Genomic DNA, 17,085 nt, shown 5'->3' on the forward strand with positions numbered 1-17,085 from the left:
GTCCTTCGGTCAACCTGCCCTCACGTTCTCCCTACAGTTCAGTCCGCTCTTTACCGTTCAGCTATCCATCCCCCCCCGCAGCCGCGCCGAACCCGATCTGCGAACCCGTGCACCACTGTCCTGACCTGTACCCTGGTTGCCGTCTCGCACCGTCGGCATCCAGGTCCCGTCAATCGATTTGATCACAATCGCGGCCGTGATATGGAGATAGTTATGGTCGCATATAAATCGAAGATGGTCGAACGGATTCGACTTCCTGCACGAGACCAGCGCGAACGCAATCTCGAAGCCGCCGGCTACAATCTCTTCAATCTCTCTTCCGAGGATGTCTTCGTCGATCTGCTCACCGACAGCGGTACCGGTGCCATGAGCGACGCCCAATGGGCCGCGCTGATCCGCGGCGACGAATCCTACGCCGGCTCCCGGAGCTTCGCCGAACTCGAGGACGCGGTCAGAGACGTGATGGGCTTTTCCCACGTTGTGCCGACCCACCAGGGCCGAGGCGCGGAGAACGTCCTCTACGGAACGCTCCTCTCGGACGGCGACGTTGCACTCAACAACACCCACTTCGACACGACCCGCGCGCACGTCTCGAATCAGGGCGCTGACCCGGTTGATTGTCCCGTTGCGGTCGCTCACGATCCGGACTCCGAAGAACCGTTCAAGGGCAATTTCTCGCTCGAGCGTGCCCGCGCAGTCGTCGACGAGGTCGGTGCCAATCAGATCCCCCTCGTTATCCAGACCATCACGAACAACTCCGCTGCGGGCCAGGCCGTCAGCGTCGAAAACACCCGCCGAGTTCGCGAGTTCGCGAACGAAATCGACGCGACGTTCGTCATCGACGCCTGCCGGTTCGCGGAGAACGCCTACTTCGTCCGCCAGCGCGAGGACGAGTTCAGCGAGGCGACCATCGCGGATATCGCCCGCGAGCAACTCGGCTACGCCGACGCGCTCGTGATGAGCGGGAAGAAAGACGGCCTGGTGAACGCCGGCGGCTTCGTCGCGACGGACGACGACGCGCTGTTCGACCGCTGTAAGCAGCGTGCGATCCTCTACGAGGGCTTTCCGACGTACGGCGGCATGGCCGGCCGGGACGTCGCCGCCATGGCCGTCGGTCTCCGCGAGGCCGTCGATGAGGCCTATCTCGAGGACCGAATCGAGCAGGTCCGCGAGTTCGGCGCGCGACTCGCGGCGGCCGGCCTCCCGGTGTACACGCCGACCAGCGGGCACGCCGTCTACCTCGATGCCGGCGCTCTGTTCCCGCATCTCGATCCCGAGGAATTCCCCGGCCAGGCGCTCGTCTGTGAACTCTACCGGGAGGGCGGCGTTCGCGGCGTCGAACTCGGCAGTTTCGCGTTCCCGGACACCGACCGCCCCGAACTGGTTCGCCTCGCCGTCCCGCGTCGAACCTACCACCGCGAGCACTTCGAGCACGTCGTCGATACTGCCGAAACCGTCCTCGAGAAGCGCGAGACGGTTTCCGGACTCGAACTCGCGAGCGATCCCGCGATGCCCGAGATCAGACACTTCACGGCTGAACTCGAGCCGCGCTCGTCGTAGGGACGCCGTTTCCACACGGCGTACATTCGCCTGCGGGTCGTCGCGATGTCGAGTCTCGAGTCACACATATCGAGAAGAGTCTCCGCAAGATCGAGATCGCTATCTATTCGGCAGGAGCCCCCGCGCTCGGTCGCGGACGGTCGGCTCCGGCTCCGACTTGGAGCGTCGGAGCCCGCGTTTCGCAGCCGTTCGAACCGCCTCTTTCGCCGCCGCTGATTCCGCAGCGTCGAGCGCCCAGTCGGGAACCTGCGACTCGATTTCCGATCGTTTCTCCGCTTTCATCTGACTGTATTTCCGGAGTGCGAGACCGATACCGATGAACAGGCCGGCATCGGTGAGTTCCTGTCGAAATCGATTCCTGTCGTCACGGACCGCGATCGCCTTGACCAGTGAGATCGCGCCGATCACGAGGTAGAGCTTCGATGTCCGTGACGGATCGCCGCTGAGTATCCGTTGTGCGATAGCCATGCGCAACGTCGTACCACACTCGTCGTCATAAAACTGCACCGAGTTCTCACTCGATCGAGAGGTCACTCCGGTAATTCGTATTCGTCTGCCACAGCTGCAAGCCAGCCGTCGAGTTCACCGCGCAGGTCGTCGTACCCGAGCGTTACCGTTTCCGGCGGTTCCTGTGCATACCTGGGGAACCGATCGTCGAGCTCGACGAATTCGGGTTCGACGGCCGGGAACTGGACGTTTCGGGTCGCGAGTTCGGCCTGGGCTGCCGACGAGAGCAGGAGATCGACGAACTCGTAGGCGAGGTCGGTTCGCGCGGCGTCCGCGAAGAGGGCGACGCCTTCGGTCTGTCGGTAGCCCGCCCCGTTCAGCGGGGTAATCCGATGGCGTCGCAGGTCCCTGTCGGCGGCGCTGGCAGCGACACGGTCGGTCGAGTAGGAGACGACCAGCGGCCGGTCGCCATCGAGATAGCTGTCCCTGTAGGCGTCGGTCCAGTCCTCACAGAGCCGAACCCCGTTGTCAAGCAGGTCCTGCCAGTACGCCGTGAAGTCGGACCCGAACTCGGCGACGGTCCACAGCAGAAAGGCCCGACCCGGATCGGACGTTCGCGGATCCTGGGCCAACAGCGCGTTCCGGAACCGGCCCGCGAGCAGGTCGTCGAACGTCTCCGGCGGCCGTTCGAGTTCGGTACTGTCGGAGACGAGCGCGATGTAACCGGTGTCGATCGGGAGCGCTCTGTCGCGCGGCTCCTCGAACTCGAGGGTGGCCCGCACGCGATCCGCGTGTTCGAGTCGGCTGCGATCGAGGGACGCGAACAGCCGCGTTTCGTCGTCGAGTGCAGCATCGACCAGCGCGAGTTCGGCGGCGGTGAGCCCGAGGACCACGTCGGCGTCGATATCGGCACCGAGTTGGGCTCGTCGGATGTACTGGTCGAGCCCCGATTCTGGAACGAGCCACTCGACTTCCTCGCTGAACTCGTCCGCGACGGTTTCTCGAAGCCATTCCCCGGCGGGTGTCGGGCCTGTTGCCATCGAGGAGTAGGTGACGACTCGGAGCGGTCCCTCGTCCATGGCTGGGTCGTCGGTTTCGCCGTTGCGGGTGAGACAGCCGGCGAGTCCGGCGAGGCCGGCAACTGCCCCGCCGCCGACGCCGCGGACGAAGACCCGTCGGTTCATCAGTGTCCCCCTATGACGGGTGGGGTTAAGGACCTGTCCCGATTCGGAACGGTCCCGCTCGGCGGTATCGACCCTTTTGACCACCGACACTTTTCTCGTTGCCCGTCGTCCGTACGGTATGGTTAGTGGTCGAACCGTCATCCACGCGTTCATCGGTGCCGTTGCCGCCATGACCCTCTTGTTTGTTCCCGTCTCGACCGTACTCGGGGGTGCGATCGCCGGATTTCTCGAGGGGCCGGACACTCGAGACGGGGCGATCGCCGGCGCGCTCGCAGGTGCCATTACGTTCGTTCCGTTCGCCGGGATCGTCCTCTTCGTCCTGGGATTCATCGGACTCGGAATCGGCGCTGCCGTTCCGGCCGAAGGCTTCGCGATCGTGTTTTTCGCTTTCGCGATGATCTCGATGGTCGTCCTGCTCTATACCGTCGGCTTCTCGTTACTCGGCGGGATGCTCGGCTCGTACCTCGCACGCGAATATCCCGAGAAACGAGCGCGCACGCACCGGACGATCGGCACGGACCGCCGTGATCGCCGACGCCACGATCGTCATTCGCGCCGCTCGGGGGACACTCGCACCCGTTCTGACTCACGGCACGCAGCCGATTCCTCGCTATCCCGTCCCGACGATGCCGACGGCGGCGAGTTCACCCGCGCCCGACCCCGGTCGCAGTCTCGATCTGATGACCCGCATGAGCAGCGTCCGGACGCGGAGCGAACGCGAACTCGTGACCGGACAGAATCGGACGTTCGCTGGCACGAATCCCGTGATGAGGAATCCGAATCCGGACCTGAACCGGAGTCCGACTCGCGCTCCGACAGTGACGAAACCCGTAATCCTGAACTCGAGTGACCGCTCGATGGCGGCTCACTCGTAGCGAAGCGCGTCGATCGGATCGGTTCGCGCCGCCCGCCAGGCCGGATAGAGCCCCGAGAGAACGCCGACGAGGATGCCGACGGCGATCGCGAGGGCGACGTAGCCGTATGGATAGACCAGCGGAATATCGATGTACCAGGTTCCGGCATAGCCGACGAGGAGTCCGAGGGCGGTTCCGAGTATCGCGCCGATGACGCCGAGCACGACGGCTTCCATCAGGAACAGCCCCAGTACGTCTCGGTTCTGTGCGCCGACGGCTTTCATGATCCCGATTTCGCGCGTTCGTTCGGTGACGCTGACCAGCATGATATTCGCGATGCCGATCGATCCGACGACGAGCGAGATGGCGGCGATGCCGACGATGAAACTCTGGAGCAAGTCGAGGATGTCCTGTAATTGCTGCAGTAACTCGGTACTCGTTTGCATTGTCACCGCGAGTTCGTCGCCGAGCAGTTCGCTCGCATCGGAATCGTCGCTCTCGAGGTACCCGAGTGCGCTCTCGCGGGCGCGGTCGACGTCAGCGTCGTCGGCCGATTCGGCCTGGACGACGATCGCGAGGAAGAGCGCGTCCTCGCCGGCGCTGGTGCCGCCTCCGGCGCTCGAACCGTTCTCCGATGCGTTCTCACCCCCGAGCCCTGCAGTCACGCTCTCGACCTCCTCGGTGTAGTACGGATCGGTCGGCACGTAGACTCGCGGCGACGGTTCGAACCCCTCGAACGGGCTCAACCCCTCGGAGGTGTCGGTGATACCGACGACGGTGACGGTCGTCTGCTGGCCGCCCTGTAACGCGATCGTCAACTCGTCGCCGACGGAGACGTTCTCCTCGAATTGGCCCGCGACGGCGGGGTTGATCACCGCTTCGCGCTCGCCCATCTCGAACTGTCGCCCCTCCTCCAGTGTGTCCGGTCTAATGTATGGCGGCCCGGCGGCCACGAGCGCGTCGCTCTGGGGCGTGAGTTCACCCTCGTACACCAGCGCCTGCGTCGAGATCGGCATGTAACCGTAGGCGGCGTCGACGCCGTCGCGCTCGCTGACCGCGTCGAGGTCGTCCTGACTGAACACCGGTTGGGCCCCGGCAAGCGGCCCACCCTCGGTGTCGGGATCGGCGGCCCAGCCGTAGAGGTTCCGCTGATCGTCCGGGCTGATATCGCCGACGAGTCCGGCCTGCAGGCTCGCCCCNCCCTCGGTGTCGGGATCGGCGGCCCAGCCGTAGAGGTTCCGCTGATCGTCCGGGCTGATATCGCCGACGAGTCCGGCCTGCAGGCTCGCCCCGAGCGTGACGAACGCGATGACCGCCGCGATCCCGATGACGATTCCGAGCGTCGTCAGCGCCGACCGGAGCCGGTGACTGCGAATCGCCCGCCAGGCGAGCCGACCGAACTCGAGCGGGCGCATTAGCGATCGGCTCCGGACGCCGCTCCCGTTCCGTCGACGCCGTCTCGTCGGCTCTGGGCTACGTCCGAATCGCGGCCGGCAGCCTCGAGTTCTTCGACGCGTTCGATCCGTCCGTCTAACAGGTGGACGATCCGCTCGGCGCGCTCGGCGACGTGGCGCTCGTGGGTGACGACGAGCATCGTCGTTCCCGCGTCGTAGAACTCGTCGAAGAGGTCGAGCACGTCGGCTTCCGTGTCGGTATCCAGGTTTCCGGAGGGTTCGTCAGCTAGGACGATCGTGGGGTCGTTCACCAGCGCGCGGGCGAGGGCGACGCGCTGGCGCTGGCCGCCGGAGAGTTCGTTCGGCATGTGGTCGGTTCGGTCGCCGAGTCCCACGCGCTCCAGCAACTCGCGCGCGCGATCGCGGCGTGTGCTACGGCCGACATCCTGGAAGAGTTGGGGGAGCGCGACGTTTTCGAGGGCGGACAGGCGCGGCATCAGGTTGAACGTCTGGAAGACGAAGCCGACGGTGGTGCCGCGGAGGGTCGTTCGCTCGCGGTCGTCGAGCGTCGTCACGTCCTCGCCGCCGACGACGACGGTGCCGTCGGTCGGCGTGTCGAGACAGCCGACGAGGTTCATCAGGGTCGATTTCCCGGAGCCGCTCGGTCCCATGATCGCGGTGTAGGTGCCCCGCGGAATCTCGAGTGTGACGCCGTCGAGTGCGTGAACCGGTTCGCCCAGCTGGTAGGTCTTTCGGACGTTCTGAAGGCTGACTGCGGTCCCCGTCGCCATGGGCGTTCGACGACAGGCGAAATAAAAAAGCTTCGCCGCTCTGTGGCGTTCGTCTCTGACTGCGACCGGAAAGACCGATCGATAGCAACAAAACGTTGATAGTCAGTCTTGACAGAATGCGAACGAATGAGCGAGCGCCGCCCCGAGGACCCTCCCGCGACCGATTCGGATACCTCGAGCGTCAGTATCGAGGACGACGGTCTGCTCCGCTGGTTGCTGCGGTCGGAGGAGGGCACCGTTGTCGTCGTCCGGGATGTCGCGAGTACCGTTGCAATCGTCGCACTAATCGGACTGGTGCTGTTCGCCGCGAGCGGCGTCTGGCCGCCGCTGGTCGCCGTCGAGAGCGGGAGTATGGAACCCAACATGCACACCGGGGATCTCGTTTTCGTCGTCGACGACGACCGATTCGTCGGCGAAAACGCTGTCGATGGAACCGGCGTTGTCACACTTGAAGACGGGCAAAACGGCGGCGATAAGCACTTCGGTCGGCCCGGCGACGTCATTGTCTTCGCCCCCGACGGCGACGCGAGCAAGACGCCGGTGATCCACCGCGCTCGCTTCTGGGTCGAGGAAGGGGAAAACTGGGTCGAGACGAAAGCCGACGCGGACGCGCTCGACGGAAGAACGTGCGCTGACCTGTCTTCTTGCCCCGCTCCCCACGACGGGTTTGTCACGAAGGGCGACGCGAACGACCTGTACGATCAGGTCGACGGGCGGTACGCCGAGACGACCGTCGTCAAACCGGATTGGGTCTCCAGCAAGGCCGGGTTTCGGATTCCCTGGCTCGGCCGCGTTCGACTCGCGTTCGATTCCCTGTTTGCCGTCGTGACCCCGCAGCCGCTCTCCGGACCGCTCTCGTCGCCGATACTGTGGCCGTAACGATCGCAGGCCACAGCCACAACTACGGCCACAGTTGCTCACGCCGGCTGCTCGACACGAGATGTACAACGTTTTTCCCCTCGCCGCCCGCCTGAGAAACCAGAGCATGAAGACGGAGGGCGGCAGCGAGACGGCGAAACGAAACGCGGGCGAACGCGCGGCCGAGGAGGTGACGGACGGCTCCGTCGTCGGTCTTGGCACCGGCTCGACGGCCGCCTACGCCATCGAAGCCATCGGCCGGGCCGTCGACGACGGTCTTGACGTGCGCGGTATTCCCACCTCGTTTCAGTCCCGGCAACTGGCACTCGAGGTCGGCATCCCGCTGACCAGCCTCGACGCCGTCGACGGCGTCGACCTCGCGATCGACGGGGCCGATCAGGTCCGTGATGACCCCTCTCCGAACGCGGAGACGGACGCGAACGCAACCGCCGCCAACAGCAACGGTGGCGGCACGCTCATCAAGGGCGGCGGCGGCGCACACGCCCGCGAGAAGCTCGTCGCCGCCGCCGCCGACCGATACCTCGTCGTCGCCGACCCCTCGAAACTCATCCCCGAACTCGATCGATCCGTTCCAGTCGAAATCCTCCCCGCCGCTCACACGACCGTCGCCGAGCGCGTCCGTGAACTCGGCGGCGAGCCGACGCTTCGCGACGCCGAACACAAGGACGGCCCGGTCGTCACCGACAACGGCAACCTGGTACTCGATGTCGCCTTCGGTCCGATCGACTCGCCGGCCGAACTCGCGACGACGCTCGCTTCGATCCCCGGTGTCGTCGAACACGGACTGTTCATCGGGCTAGCCGACGCGACCTACGTTGGCACTGACGACGGTGTCGAGAAGCGGACCTACTGAACGCGCCTTAGTCGTCTCCGGACGCGTTCTCTTCCGGCGTTGGCGTCGCCACTCGTCTCGCACCCAGCGCAGCGAGGAGATAGCACGCCCCCAGCACCCGAGTCAGGGGAACGACCCACGAGTTCACCTCGAGTTCGGCGGCGTTCTCGTAGGAACTCGCGAGCCCGAACTCGAGGGCTGATCGCGGGAACAGGGCCATCGCCGTACCGAGCGCGGCGGCCAGCGGGCGAGCGATTGCCGGCGGGCCGTCCGTCCGCGCGGCAAGCCAGACGAAGAGGACCCCTTCGAGTCGAGCGATCGGTACTGTCCACCGTCGAAGCCGACCTGTCTCGGGATTCTTGAACGCGAGCCGTTCGGCCGGCTCGATGATCCGGTTTGGTGCGATGGTTTCGAGCAGTCCGACGACGATCACGAGCGCTCGCGTGCGATGCATGCGTCTCACGTCGACGAGCGGTCTCAAAAAGATCACCCGTGAAGGGTGACCGGGTGAACTCGAAACGGGGTGTCTGTGTCTGTATCTACGCCCCTTCGTCGTCTTCCGGTGGCGAATCACCGTTCACGGGGCGCGCGAGGGCGACGACGAGCAGGTAGAGTATTCCGAGCAGCCGCGCCGCGGGGACCACCCACGATTTCACCTCGAGTTCGGCCGTATTTTCGTAGACCAGCGACTGACTGAGTTCGATGATCGGGCGCGGGAGCACGACGAGGATCGTGCCGGCAAGGCCCAGTAGTGCGGTGCTGACGGTTGAGCCGTCCCGTCCGCGGAGAAGTGCCCAGACGAAGAGCAGCCCTTCGAGTCTGGCACCCCAAAGCGCCTGCGGACGGCGTTCGGTTGCGGAGGGATTCTCGAGACCGATCCGTTCGCACGCCTCGATGACCGGTTGTGGCTTGGCGAGTTCGGCGAGTCCGAAGCCGAGTAAGAGCTTGCGAAGCATGCTCGAGGGCATACACCGACGAACCCCAAAAGCGCGTCTCCGGCCGTTGCTCGGTACCGGACCTCGCGGCTCGCGAGGCGTGCGCTCGAATGGACACCTTTTCAATACCGTCCTCCCACCTTCCGGTGGAGACGATTCGATGCCCGAGACATCCGACAGGAAAGACGATCACATCCGTATCATCGAGGAGGAAGACGTCGAGACAGCCGGGACGGGATTCGCCGATGTCGACCTCGTCCACGAAGCACTGCCGGAGATCCACCGCGACGAAATCAACACGACGACGACGCTGTTCGGGCACGAGTTAGCGGCCCCGATCGTCATCGAGAGCATGACCGGCGGCCACGCGAACACGACGAAGCTCAACCGGGCGCTCGCCGAAGCGGCCCAGGAGACGAACGTCGCCATGGGCGTCGGCAGCCAGCGCGCCGGGCTCGAACTCGACGACGAGGGCGTCCTCGAATCCTACACCGTCGTTCGCGAGGTCGCCCCCGACGCCCTCCTGTACGGCAACGTCGGGGCAGCACAGCTTCTCGAGTACGACGTCGCCGACGTCGAGGCCGCCGTCGAGATGATCGACGCCGACGCGATGGCCGTCCACCTGAACTTCCTTCAGGAGGCCGTCCAGCCGGAAGGCGACGTCGACGCACGCGGCTGTCTCGCCGAAATCGAACGCGTCGCGAGCGAACTCTCGGTGCCGGTCGTCGTCAAGGAGACGGGCAACGGCATCTCGCGGGCGACTGCGACACGGCTCACCGACGCCGGCGTCGATGCCATCGACGTCGCCGGACAGGGCGGGACGACCTGGTCGGGCATCGAATCCTACCGTGCGGCTGCAGTCGGTGCCTCCCGCCAGGAACAGGTCGGCCAACTCTTTCGCGCGTGGGGCGTCCCGACCGCGGTCAGCACGATCGAGTCCGCGACAGCCCACGACTGCGTGATCGCAAGCGGCGGCGTTCGTTCCGGACTTGACATCGCCAAGGCGATCGCCCTCGGCGCTCGCGCCGGCGGCCTCGCAAAACCCTTCCTCGGGCCGGCGGGACAGGGCACCGACGCCGTCGTCGATCTGATCGAGACGCTCACACTCGAACTGACGACGGCCATGTTCGTCACCGGCTCGGCGTCGATCGCTGAACTCCGGGAGACCGACTACGTCGTCTGCGGCCGGACGAAGGAGTACCTCGACGAACGGTCCCGGTAACGCGGCTGCTGTCTCTCCTGTTTCGGTTCGCGAACGCTGCTACTGTTCCGGTTATTGCTACTGCTACGGTCGCTCTTCTTTCCGTTAACCGCCTCTGTTCAACTCGGAGCTATCGCTTGTCGACGTAGCGCTCGAAAAAAATTGTTTCGACGGTACCCTTACAGGTCGCGCGGCTGGACCGTCTTCCGGTCGTTGGCCTCTGCACGTCGGGCAGCGTCGGCGAGCAGTTCGTCGACTTCCTCGTCGAGTGCGTCGTAGAAGTCGGAGGCGACGTTCTTGTCATCGAGCGCTTCCTTCACAGCAGCTTTGACGATAAGGTCTGCCATACGATGTAGCGGTTCCTCCTTCCATATTATAAATGCTTTGGTTGTTCACGGAAATACCGGGGCTGGAGCGGTTGCGACGGCCGTTTCGACACCCGGACCCACCGGAAAGTATATGACTTATGAATCCACGAACTGGGATTCGCCCCGCTCGAGTTCACCATTCCCGCTCGCGCGCGCCGTTGGGCGCTCTCGCGCGCACTTTCGAAATCCCATCTCACAGGTCGACGGATTCGAGTGGCGTGACGACCCAGTAGCGATATGCGAGAACTTCTCGAAGCCGTCGCAGACGGCTCGATGTCGCCGGCAGCTGCGGAAGCCGAACTCAACGGCTACGTGACCAGCGAAGCGGGGCGTTTCGATGCGGCGCGCCAGCAACGGCGAGGGATCCCCGAAGCGATCTTTGCCGAGGGCAAATCCGCGGCGCAGGTCGTCGCACTCGCCGAAACCGCGCTCGAGACGACCGGACGAGCGCTGCTTACCCGCGTCGATGACGAGCAGGCGACGGCGCTTCGGACGGCGCTTGCCGATAGCAACCCCGAGGCGGCCATCGAGCGCCGGCATTCGACCGTCCGCGTGCTCGCCCCGACGTACGACCCACCTGAACTCGATGCGACCGTCGGAATCGTCACCGGCGGGACGGTCGACGAACCGGTGGCTGACGAGGCAGAAGTCGTCTGTTTGGACGCGGGCGCGACGGTCGATAGAGTCGACGATATCGGCGTGGCGTCGCTCGCTCGGACGCTCGATCAGGTCGATCGCTTCCGTGGGGCTGACGTGCTGATCGTCGCTGCCGGACGCGAGGGGGCGCTCCCGACTGTCGTTGCCGGACTCGTCGATACGCCGGTGATCGCCGTTCCGGTCGATAGCGGGTACGGCTACGGCGGTAATGGAGATGCGGCTCTCGCCGGCATGCTCCAGTCCTGTACGGTTCTGTCCGTCGTCAACATCGACGCTGGATTCGTCGCTGGTGCCCAGGCGGTTTTGATTTCGCGCGCGATTGATCGTGCTCGAAGCTAATATTGTTTTCGAGTAAGAAAATCTTTCTCGACTGCTCCAAACTCTCGGACTTGATCTAGGAAGGATTTTTATCTACTCTCCGAATAGTACTACCTACCGGCGTTCGCCGGTGTGACCAATGCCCACGTGTGATCACTGCGATGCGCACGTTTCCGAACGGTTCGCTCGCGTGTTCGCTGACGAGCACGGAGAGATCCTCGCGTGCACTAGCTGTTCAGCCAACGCGGGAATCGCTGAAGCCGCGCGCGAACGTGCGAATCGACCCTCCCACGACTGACGCGATTCGCCGAGAACCGCCCGTCCCGACCGACGAGTTCGTCCTCGGACGAGTTCGAGTTCGAGTTCCTTTTTGGATCTCCCGCCGTACGGTCGATCGATGTCGGAGCGCGATTCCCGGCGTGACTCTGCAGTCGGACCCGATTCTCGTCCAGCCAGTGGCAGTCACATCGTCTACGTCCTCGAATGCGCGGACAACTCGCTGTACACCGGCTACACGACGGACCTCGAACGGCGCATCGGCGAACACAACGCGGGCGACGGCGCGAAGTATACCCGCGGCCGCACGCCCGTCGAACTACGCCACCACGAGCGGTACGAAACGCGTTCTGCGGCTCTGTCTCGCGAGTACGAAATCAAGCAACTTTCGCGCGCACAGAAAGAACGACTCGTTGGACTCGACGACGAGTGATTCAGCCGTCCGCCTCCGTACGCGGGGAACTCACGTCCGGGTCGATGAACGCGTACTCGACGAGCATTCGGCCGAGTTTCTCGACGCGTTCCTGTAACGCCTCCTCATCGAATACCCGTCCGTCGATCGCATCGGGTCCCGTGTCGTCGACGAACCGACTCGACGCGTTGCGGATGCCGACCTGATGTGGCAGTGACCAGCCGTGCACCCCTCGAACGGTGATTCGGAGGTGATCGAGCGTCGAGCCGTAACTCCCGCCGCCGGCGGTCGCGAGCAGCCCGACGGTCGTGTCCTCGTACTCGTCCCAGCCGCAGTAGTCGTGAAAGTTCTTCAACGCTCCCGAGTACGAGCCGTGGTACACCGGCGTTCCGAGTGCAACGGCATCTGCTTCCCGCATGAGCGCGGTGGCCTCGCGACTATCGCCCTGGTCGCCGATATCGGGATCGTACAGCGGGAGATCGACCTCACGAAGATCGAGGAGCGTCGTCTCGGCACCCGCCTCGGCGGCGGCTCTAAGGACGTACTGGAGTGCGGTTCGAGTATAGCTTCTCTCGCGGAGGCTGCCGCTGACCGCGAGAACTGACGGTGTGGGGCGGCTCATGAGTCCGTCTTGGAGCGGCATCCGGAAAATATCGTTGTTACTCGTCGGTTTTGCCCATTGCTCGTCTCACGGCTCGCGATCTCTCGGGGAAGCCAGCAGCGTCGCTTTTTTCGCACCCGGCGGTGAGAAACGCGTATGGACACGGACGCCATCACCTTCGGCACCGACGGCTGGCGGGCGACGCTCGAGGAGTTCACGACGCCGCGCGTCCGAACCGTCGGCCAGGCGGTTGCGACGTATCTCACCGACGAGGGACGGACCGCCCCCGTCGTGATCGGCTACGACGCCCGCGAGACCTCTCGCGGCTTCGCGGAAGAACTCTCGCGGGTCCTCTGTGCGAACGGATTCGACGTCCTCTTGCCCGAGCGGGACCGGCCGACGCCGCTCGTCGCACACGCGATCGTCGAACGCGACCTTGCGGGCGGGTTCGCCGTCACGGCGTCGCACAACCCGCCGGAGTACAACGGCGTGAAGTTCATCCCACATACCGGCGCACCGGCGCTACCCGCCGTCACGGACGCGATCGCGGATCGACTCGCGGAACCCCGCTCGCTGCCGGAACGCGATCACGGTACCGTCCGCGAGGTCGACCTCGCAACACCCCACGCCGATGCCGCGTTCGAACTCGTCTCGTCGATCACCCGCGGCGACAGCAACGGCGACGGCGAGAACGAAGACCAGGACGAGGACGACCTCGATCTTTCCGATACCGATCTGACCGTCGCTTACGACGCCATGCACGGCAGCGGCCGCGGGACGACGGACGCCGCGCTCGAACGGGCCGGTCTCACCGTCGACCGCCTGCGCTGCGAGCGCGATCCCACCTTCGGCGGCAGCGCACCTGAACCGGCCGCCGAGAACCTCACCGAACTGATCGAACTCGTCACCGATCCCGACAGCGCTCCCGAACTCGGCCTGGCGAACGACGGCGACGCGGACCGGCTCGCCGTCGTCACACCGGACCGGGGCTACCTCGACGAAAACCTCTTTTTCGCCGCGCTGTACGACTACCTGCTCGAATCCGACGCGGGCTCGGCCGTCCGCTCGGTTTCGACGACGTACCTGATCGACCGCGTTGCCGAGGCCCACGGGGAGACGGTCCACGAGGTCCCCGTCGGCTTCAAGTGGGTCGCCCAGGCGATGGCCGACCACGACGCCCTCGTCGGCGGCGAGGAATCGGGCGGCTTCACCGTCCGCGGCCACGTCCGCGAGAAGGACGGCGTCCTCATGGCCCTGCTCGCAGCCGCGATGCACGCCGCCGAGCCGATCGACGACCGAGTCGACCGACTGCTCGCCGAACACGGCACCGTCGTCCAGGACAAGACCAGCGTCGCCTGCCCCGACGACGAGAAAGCGCGCGTGCTCTCCGACCTCGAAACCGAGATTCCGGACACCGTCGCCGAAACACCCGTCGCGGACGTCAACACCGCAGACGGGTTCAAACTCCTGCTCGAAGACGGCTCCTGGCTGCTCGTCCGTCCGAGCGGCACGGAGCCCGTGCTGCGAGTCTACGCCGAGGCCGAAACTGATGACCGAGTTCAGACCCTGCTCGTGGCCGGCACGGAACTCGTCGAGCCGCTCGTCTAACGCCCCGCAGTCGGTGAACCGATCGATCGATACGCCGGCTGGTTGCGAGTTCCGGGCCTGCACTTACCGGCTTCCTTACCGATAGCATACGCATATGCCCCATCAAAACGAGGACGCGGCCTACACCGAACTCACACCCGACACCTGGCACCAGAACGACGAGGGCAACTACTACATCGACTGTCCGGAATGCGGCTCGGCGGCCACGCTGATGAACGTCGTCCAACACGGCCGCTGTAACGGCTACCTCGACCAACGGGAAGGCGAAACTGAACTCGACGAAGAAGACATGGGCTGTACGGCGAAGCTCTGGTTCGAACTGGGGTACGTTTCCGATCCAGATTCCGATTCCGACCCCACCGCCGACGCCCTAACTGATGAGCCGACATCCGAATCCGGCGCGGAATCCGACGACGGCGTCCCGGCCGAGGGTGAACCCGCAGGCACCGACGGAACCGTCGACAACGAGTAACGGCCATTCGACCGCTTTGATTCCGTAGTGGTGGTCTCCTATCGTTGCTTCGCCGTCGCAATCGACCGCTATTACCCCTCTCCCGTCGTCTCTCAGTCGTCGATGCGCCGTGCAGGAACCCCCGCAACCGTCACACCGGGCGCAACGTCGTCGGTAACGACCGATCCAGCGCCGACGGCCGCGTTCTCCCCGATCGTAATGTCGCCGAGAAGCGTCGCTCGTGCGCCGATTTTTACCCCATCTTCGACCGTTGGATGGCGCTTAACGCGCTTGTTCGTGTCTCCACCGAGGGTGACGCCGTGGTACATATGCACATCGTCGCCGATCTCGGCCGTTTCACCGATAACGACGCCCATCCCGTGATCGATCGTCACCCGTCGGCCGATCGTCGCCGCGGGGTGGATCTCGACGCCCGTCAGGTGCCGCACGATATGGGACAGCAACCGGGCGAGGAGTCGAAACCCACCGTTCCAGAGCCGGTGTGTAATCCTGTAGCCCCAGATAGCGTGCACACCGGAATAGGTGAGTGCGACTTCGAAACCCCGGCGCGCGGCCGGATCGCGGTCACACATCGCCCGCGTGTCCTCACGAAGCCGGTCGAACATCTGCCCCCGTGTTCGCGTTCAGCGCGACCGTCTGCTCGGCGTGACGACCCTGTCGAACCCGAGTCTGGCCCCACGTGGACCGACAACACCGGCCCTCGACGTGACGCGGTTGCTTCCTGCCAATACACGCGAGGTCGCCGGTAACAACCATACTCGCAACTTTACCCGTGGCCCGCCTAAAGGATTCGATTCGACCCATTCTCCGTGCCACCGCTGCCGTCAGCGATATCCTCACACGCTCCGTGACACTGCTGTCGCCCTGTGACACCGCTGACGCCGGACGACACACCTGCTCCCTCTGTGACTTACTCCCCGCGAGCGAGTCGCGTCCCGATTCGCTCCGGGAGCCCCGCCTCCGTAACGGCCCGCTGGACGGCCTCGATATCGTACTCGACGCGATACGTGTCGACGGTCAGTGCCGCCAGATCGACCACCGCGTAGCCCGCCCGCGGGTCCCCATCCCGCGGTTGCCCGACGCTCCCCGGATTAACGACGATGCCATCCCCGTACTGTTTGGCCCCCTGTACGTGCGTATGCCCGAGCACCAGCACGTCCTCATCGCCGAGCAGGCCCGCGCTGAACTCGTCCGGATACGTATACCGAGCGTAACGCTGTGGATCCTCCGGATGCCCGTGCACCAGTTTGACACGCCCGCTGCCCTCGGTTCGTTCCGTCGGTAGCTCACCGAGCCACGCCAGTTGGTCCGCCGCGAGTTCCGCGTTCGCGTACTCGACTCCCGCACGGGCCATTCCGTTGAACCGAAACGGCGTCTCCCCGACGACGGCGGCGTCGTGGTTCCCGAGAACGGTCGGCACGTCTCGCCGGCGCAACTCGTCGACACAATCGCCCGGCCAGGGGTTGTACCCGACCACGTCGCCCGCACAGACGAGTTCATCAACTGGCGGCATCTCTTCGAGTACGGTTTCGAGTGCGACCCGATTGCCGTGGATATCCGAGATGAGCCCGACCTTCATGTGCCAGTATAGCTATCCGAAGCCGTTTGTAGGTTAGCCGTGATCCGTGATCACGGCAAGGCAGCGGGAAGCCGGCGAGAATCCAGCGGCGTTACTCCCCGTTCTCGATTGCCGTCTCGAACCCGTCACCAGTCCGCGCCACACCCGCCGCACAAACCGCGTGCTCGAATTCGAGTTCGTAACTCTCGCTGGCGGCCGTCCCGGCGCTGTCCGCGGTGAACTCGATCGGCTCGGGCGAGTTCTTCTCGTAGGTCGCGACGAGCGTCGGTTCGTCGACGGGTTCGACGAGCAGCGCATCCTTGCGCACGATGCCGATCAGGGCCTCGTCGTCGCCGATCGTCGCCGCGATCCGGGGGGTGTCGTAGTCGTCTTTCTCGTAATCGAGCGCGAGCAGGCTCTCGGCGAGCGCATCACGAGCTGGGTAGCCGAGTTCGAGTTTCTCCGCGATCGGATCGACGTGCGAGCCGTTGCCGAACGCAGCCGTCTGGCCGGTCGGCGTGTCGACGACGCGCAGGCAGTTGTAGGAGACGTATGGATTGTCCGTTTCCGGGGCATCTGCCGTGGGGCCGACGGTGAGCGCGTCCTCTCTGGCGGTGATCTCGCGGTTCGGGAACGAGCGCGAGGAGACGCGGTACGCGCCGACCTCGGGCCCGACGACGACGAATCGTCCGACGTACGTACTCATACCCGAATGTGAACCGGTGGGCGGAATAGTGG

At 64.9% G+C, this 17,085-nt stretch carries 21 protein-coding genes; 10 read left to right on the forward strand and 11 right to left on the reverse strand.

All coding sequences use genetic code 11. The features are described from left to right. Positions 1–213: 213 nt before the first annotated feature. Positions 214–1,560, forward strand: a complete 1,347-nt coding sequence (locus tag C484_RS15900) for a tryptophanase (RefSeq protein WP_006826919.1) — start codon at positions 214–216, stop codon at positions 1,558–1,560. Positions 1,561–1,659: 99 nt separating this feature from the next. Here C484_RS15900 and C484_RS15905 read toward each other — a convergent pair whose 3' ends face one another. Together C484_RS15905 and C484_RS15910 are read right to left on the reverse strand one after the other, a co-directional pair. Next, positions 1,660–2,028, reverse strand: a complete 369-nt coding sequence (locus C484_RS15905; RefSeq protein WP_049915572.1) for a hypothetical protein — start codon at positions 2,026–2,028, stop codon at positions 1,660–1,662. Between the two features lie 62 nt (positions 2,029–2,090). Then, positions 2,091–3,191 (reverse strand): thiamine ABC transporter substrate-binding protein, encoded by a 1,101-nt coding sequence (locus C484_RS15910; protein ID WP_006826921.1) that lies wholly within the window; start codon positions 3,189–3,191, stop codon positions 2,091–2,093. A 118-nt stretch (positions 3,192–3,309) separates the two neighbouring features. On the opposite strand from C484_RS15910, the gene C484_RS15915 reads away from it, so the two are divergent. Next, on the forward strand, positions 3,310–4,041 hold the full coding sequence (locus C484_RS15915; RefSeq protein ID WP_006826922.1) for a DUF5518 domain-containing protein: 732 nt from the start codon (positions 3,310–3,312) through the stop codon (positions 4,039–4,041). A 15-nt stretch (positions 4,042–4,056) separates the two neighbouring features. Here the strand turns inward: C484_RS15915 and C484_RS15920 are convergent, their stop codons facing one another. Further along, complete coding sequence (locus C484_RS15920; protein WP_006826923.1) at positions 4,057–5,460, reverse strand: ABC transporter permease; 1,404 nt, start codon at positions 5,458–5,460, stop codon at positions 4,057–4,059. Continuing rightward, positions 5,460–6,230 (reverse strand): ABC transporter ATP-binding protein, encoded by a 771-nt coding sequence (locus C484_RS15925; RefSeq protein WP_006826924.1) that lies wholly within the window; start codon positions 6,228–6,230, stop codon positions 5,460–5,462. Before C484_RS15925 ends, C484_RS15920 begins: the two co-directional genes overlap by 1 nt. 126 nt (positions 6,231–6,356) lie before the next feature. On the opposite strand from C484_RS15925, the gene C484_RS15930 reads away from it, so the two are divergent. Together C484_RS15930 and rpiA are read left to right on the forward strand one after the other, a co-directional pair. Next, on the forward strand, positions 6,357–7,109 hold the full coding sequence (locus C484_RS15930; protein ID WP_006826925.1) for a S26 family signal peptidase: 753 nt from the start codon (positions 6,357–6,359) through the stop codon (positions 7,107–7,109). 106 nt (positions 7,110–7,215) lie between these two features. Next, positions 7,216–7,962 (forward strand): ribose-5-phosphate isomerase RpiA, encoded by a 747-nt coding sequence (gene rpiA, locus C484_RS15935; protein ID WP_193364815.1) that lies wholly within the window; start codon positions 7,216–7,218, stop codon positions 7,960–7,962. A gap of 7 nt (positions 7,963–7,969) precedes the next feature. Here rpiA and C484_RS15940 read toward each other — a convergent pair whose 3' ends face one another. Both C484_RS15940 and C484_RS15945 read right to left on the reverse strand, forming a co-directional pair. Further along, on the reverse strand, positions 7,970–8,395 hold the full coding sequence (locus C484_RS15940) for a hypothetical protein (RefSeq protein ID WP_006826927.1): 426 nt from the start codon (positions 8,393–8,395) through the stop codon (positions 7,970–7,972). 85 nt (positions 8,396–8,480) lie between these two features. Next, on the reverse strand, positions 8,481–8,897 hold the full coding sequence (locus C484_RS15945; RefSeq protein ID WP_006826928.1) for a hypothetical protein: 417 nt from the start codon (positions 8,895–8,897) through the stop codon (positions 8,481–8,483). A gap of 139 nt (positions 8,898–9,036) precedes the next feature. On the opposite strand from C484_RS15945, the gene fni reads away from it, so the two are divergent. Then, entirely contained in the window at positions 9,037–10,098 is a 1,062-nt protein-coding gene (gene fni / locus C484_RS15950; RefSeq protein ID WP_006826929.1) for a type 2 isopentenyl-diphosphate Delta-isomerase, read from the forward strand. Positions 10,099–10,256: 158 nt separating this feature from the next. Here fni and C484_RS15955 read toward each other — a convergent pair whose 3' ends face one another. Beyond that, entirely contained in the window at positions 10,257–10,424 is a 168-nt protein-coding gene (locus C484_RS15955) for a DUF1931 family protein (RefSeq protein WP_006665251.1), read from the reverse strand. A 258-nt stretch (positions 10,425–10,682) separates the two neighbouring features. Between C484_RS15955 and larB the strand changes: the two genes are divergently transcribed. From larB to C484_RS15965, 3 genes are all read left to right on the forward strand, one after another. Further along, a complete protein-coding gene (gene larB, locus C484_RS15960) occupies positions 10,683–11,441 on the forward strand; it encodes a nickel pincer cofactor biosynthesis protein LarB (protein WP_006826930.1) in 759 nt (252 codons plus the stop codon). A gap of 118 nt (positions 11,442–11,559) precedes the next feature. Beyond that, complete coding sequence (locus C484_RS25200) at positions 11,560–11,718, forward strand: DUF7563 family protein (RefSeq protein WP_006110849.1); 159 nt, start codon at positions 11,560–11,562, stop codon at positions 11,716–11,718. Positions 11,719–11,817: 99 nt separating this feature from the next. Then, positions 11,818–12,129 (forward strand): GIY-YIG nuclease family protein, encoded by a 312-nt coding sequence (locus C484_RS15965; RefSeq protein WP_006826931.1) that lies wholly within the window; start codon positions 11,818–11,820, stop codon positions 12,127–12,129. 1 nt (position 12,130) lies between these two features. Here C484_RS15965 and C484_RS15970 read toward each other — a convergent pair whose 3' ends face one another. Beyond that, positions 12,131–12,730, reverse strand: a complete 600-nt coding sequence (locus C484_RS15970) for an NADPH-dependent FMN reductase (RefSeq protein WP_049915574.1) — start codon at positions 12,728–12,730, stop codon at positions 12,131–12,133. 135 nt (positions 12,731–12,865) lie between these two features. Here C484_RS15970 and C484_RS15975 point away from each other — a divergent pair, with 135 nt between their 5' ends. After that, entirely contained in the window at positions 12,866–14,317 is a 1,452-nt protein-coding gene (locus C484_RS15975) for a phosphoglucosamine mutase (RefSeq protein ID WP_006826933.1), read from the forward strand. A 94-nt stretch (positions 14,318–14,411) separates the two neighbouring features. Then, entirely contained in the window at positions 14,412–14,789 is a 378-nt protein-coding gene (locus C484_RS15980; protein ID WP_006826934.1) for a hypothetical protein, read from the forward strand. Between the two features lie 92 nt (positions 14,790–14,881). On the opposite strand, the gene cysE is transcribed toward C484_RS15980, so the two are convergent. The 3 genes from cysE to C484_RS15995 all read right to left on the reverse strand — a co-directional run bounded on the left by cysE (position 14,882) and on the right by C484_RS15995 (position 17,053). After that, positions 14,882–15,394: a serine O-acetyltransferase gene (gene cysE, locus C484_RS15985; protein ID WP_006826935.1), complete on the reverse strand. Its 513-nt coding sequence runs from the start codon at positions 15,392–15,394 to the stop codon at positions 14,882–14,884. 305 nt (positions 15,395–15,699) lie between these two features. Continuing rightward, positions 15,700–16,368, reverse strand: a complete 669-nt coding sequence (locus tag C484_RS15990; protein WP_006826936.1) for a metallophosphoesterase family protein — start codon at positions 16,366–16,368, stop codon at positions 15,700–15,702. A gap of 91 nt (positions 16,369–16,459) precedes the next feature. Further along, positions 16,460–17,053, reverse strand: coding sequence for an IMP cyclohydrolase (locus C484_RS15995; RefSeq protein ID WP_006826937.1), 594 nt, complete (start codon positions 17,051–17,053; stop codon positions 16,460–16,462). Positions 17,054–17,085 lie beyond the last annotated feature (32 nt).

This window comes from Natrialba taiwanensis DSM 12281 (genome assembly GCF_000337595.1).
GTDB lineage: Archaea > Halobacteriota > Halobacteria > Halobacteriales > Natrialbaceae > Natrialba > Natrialba taiwanensis.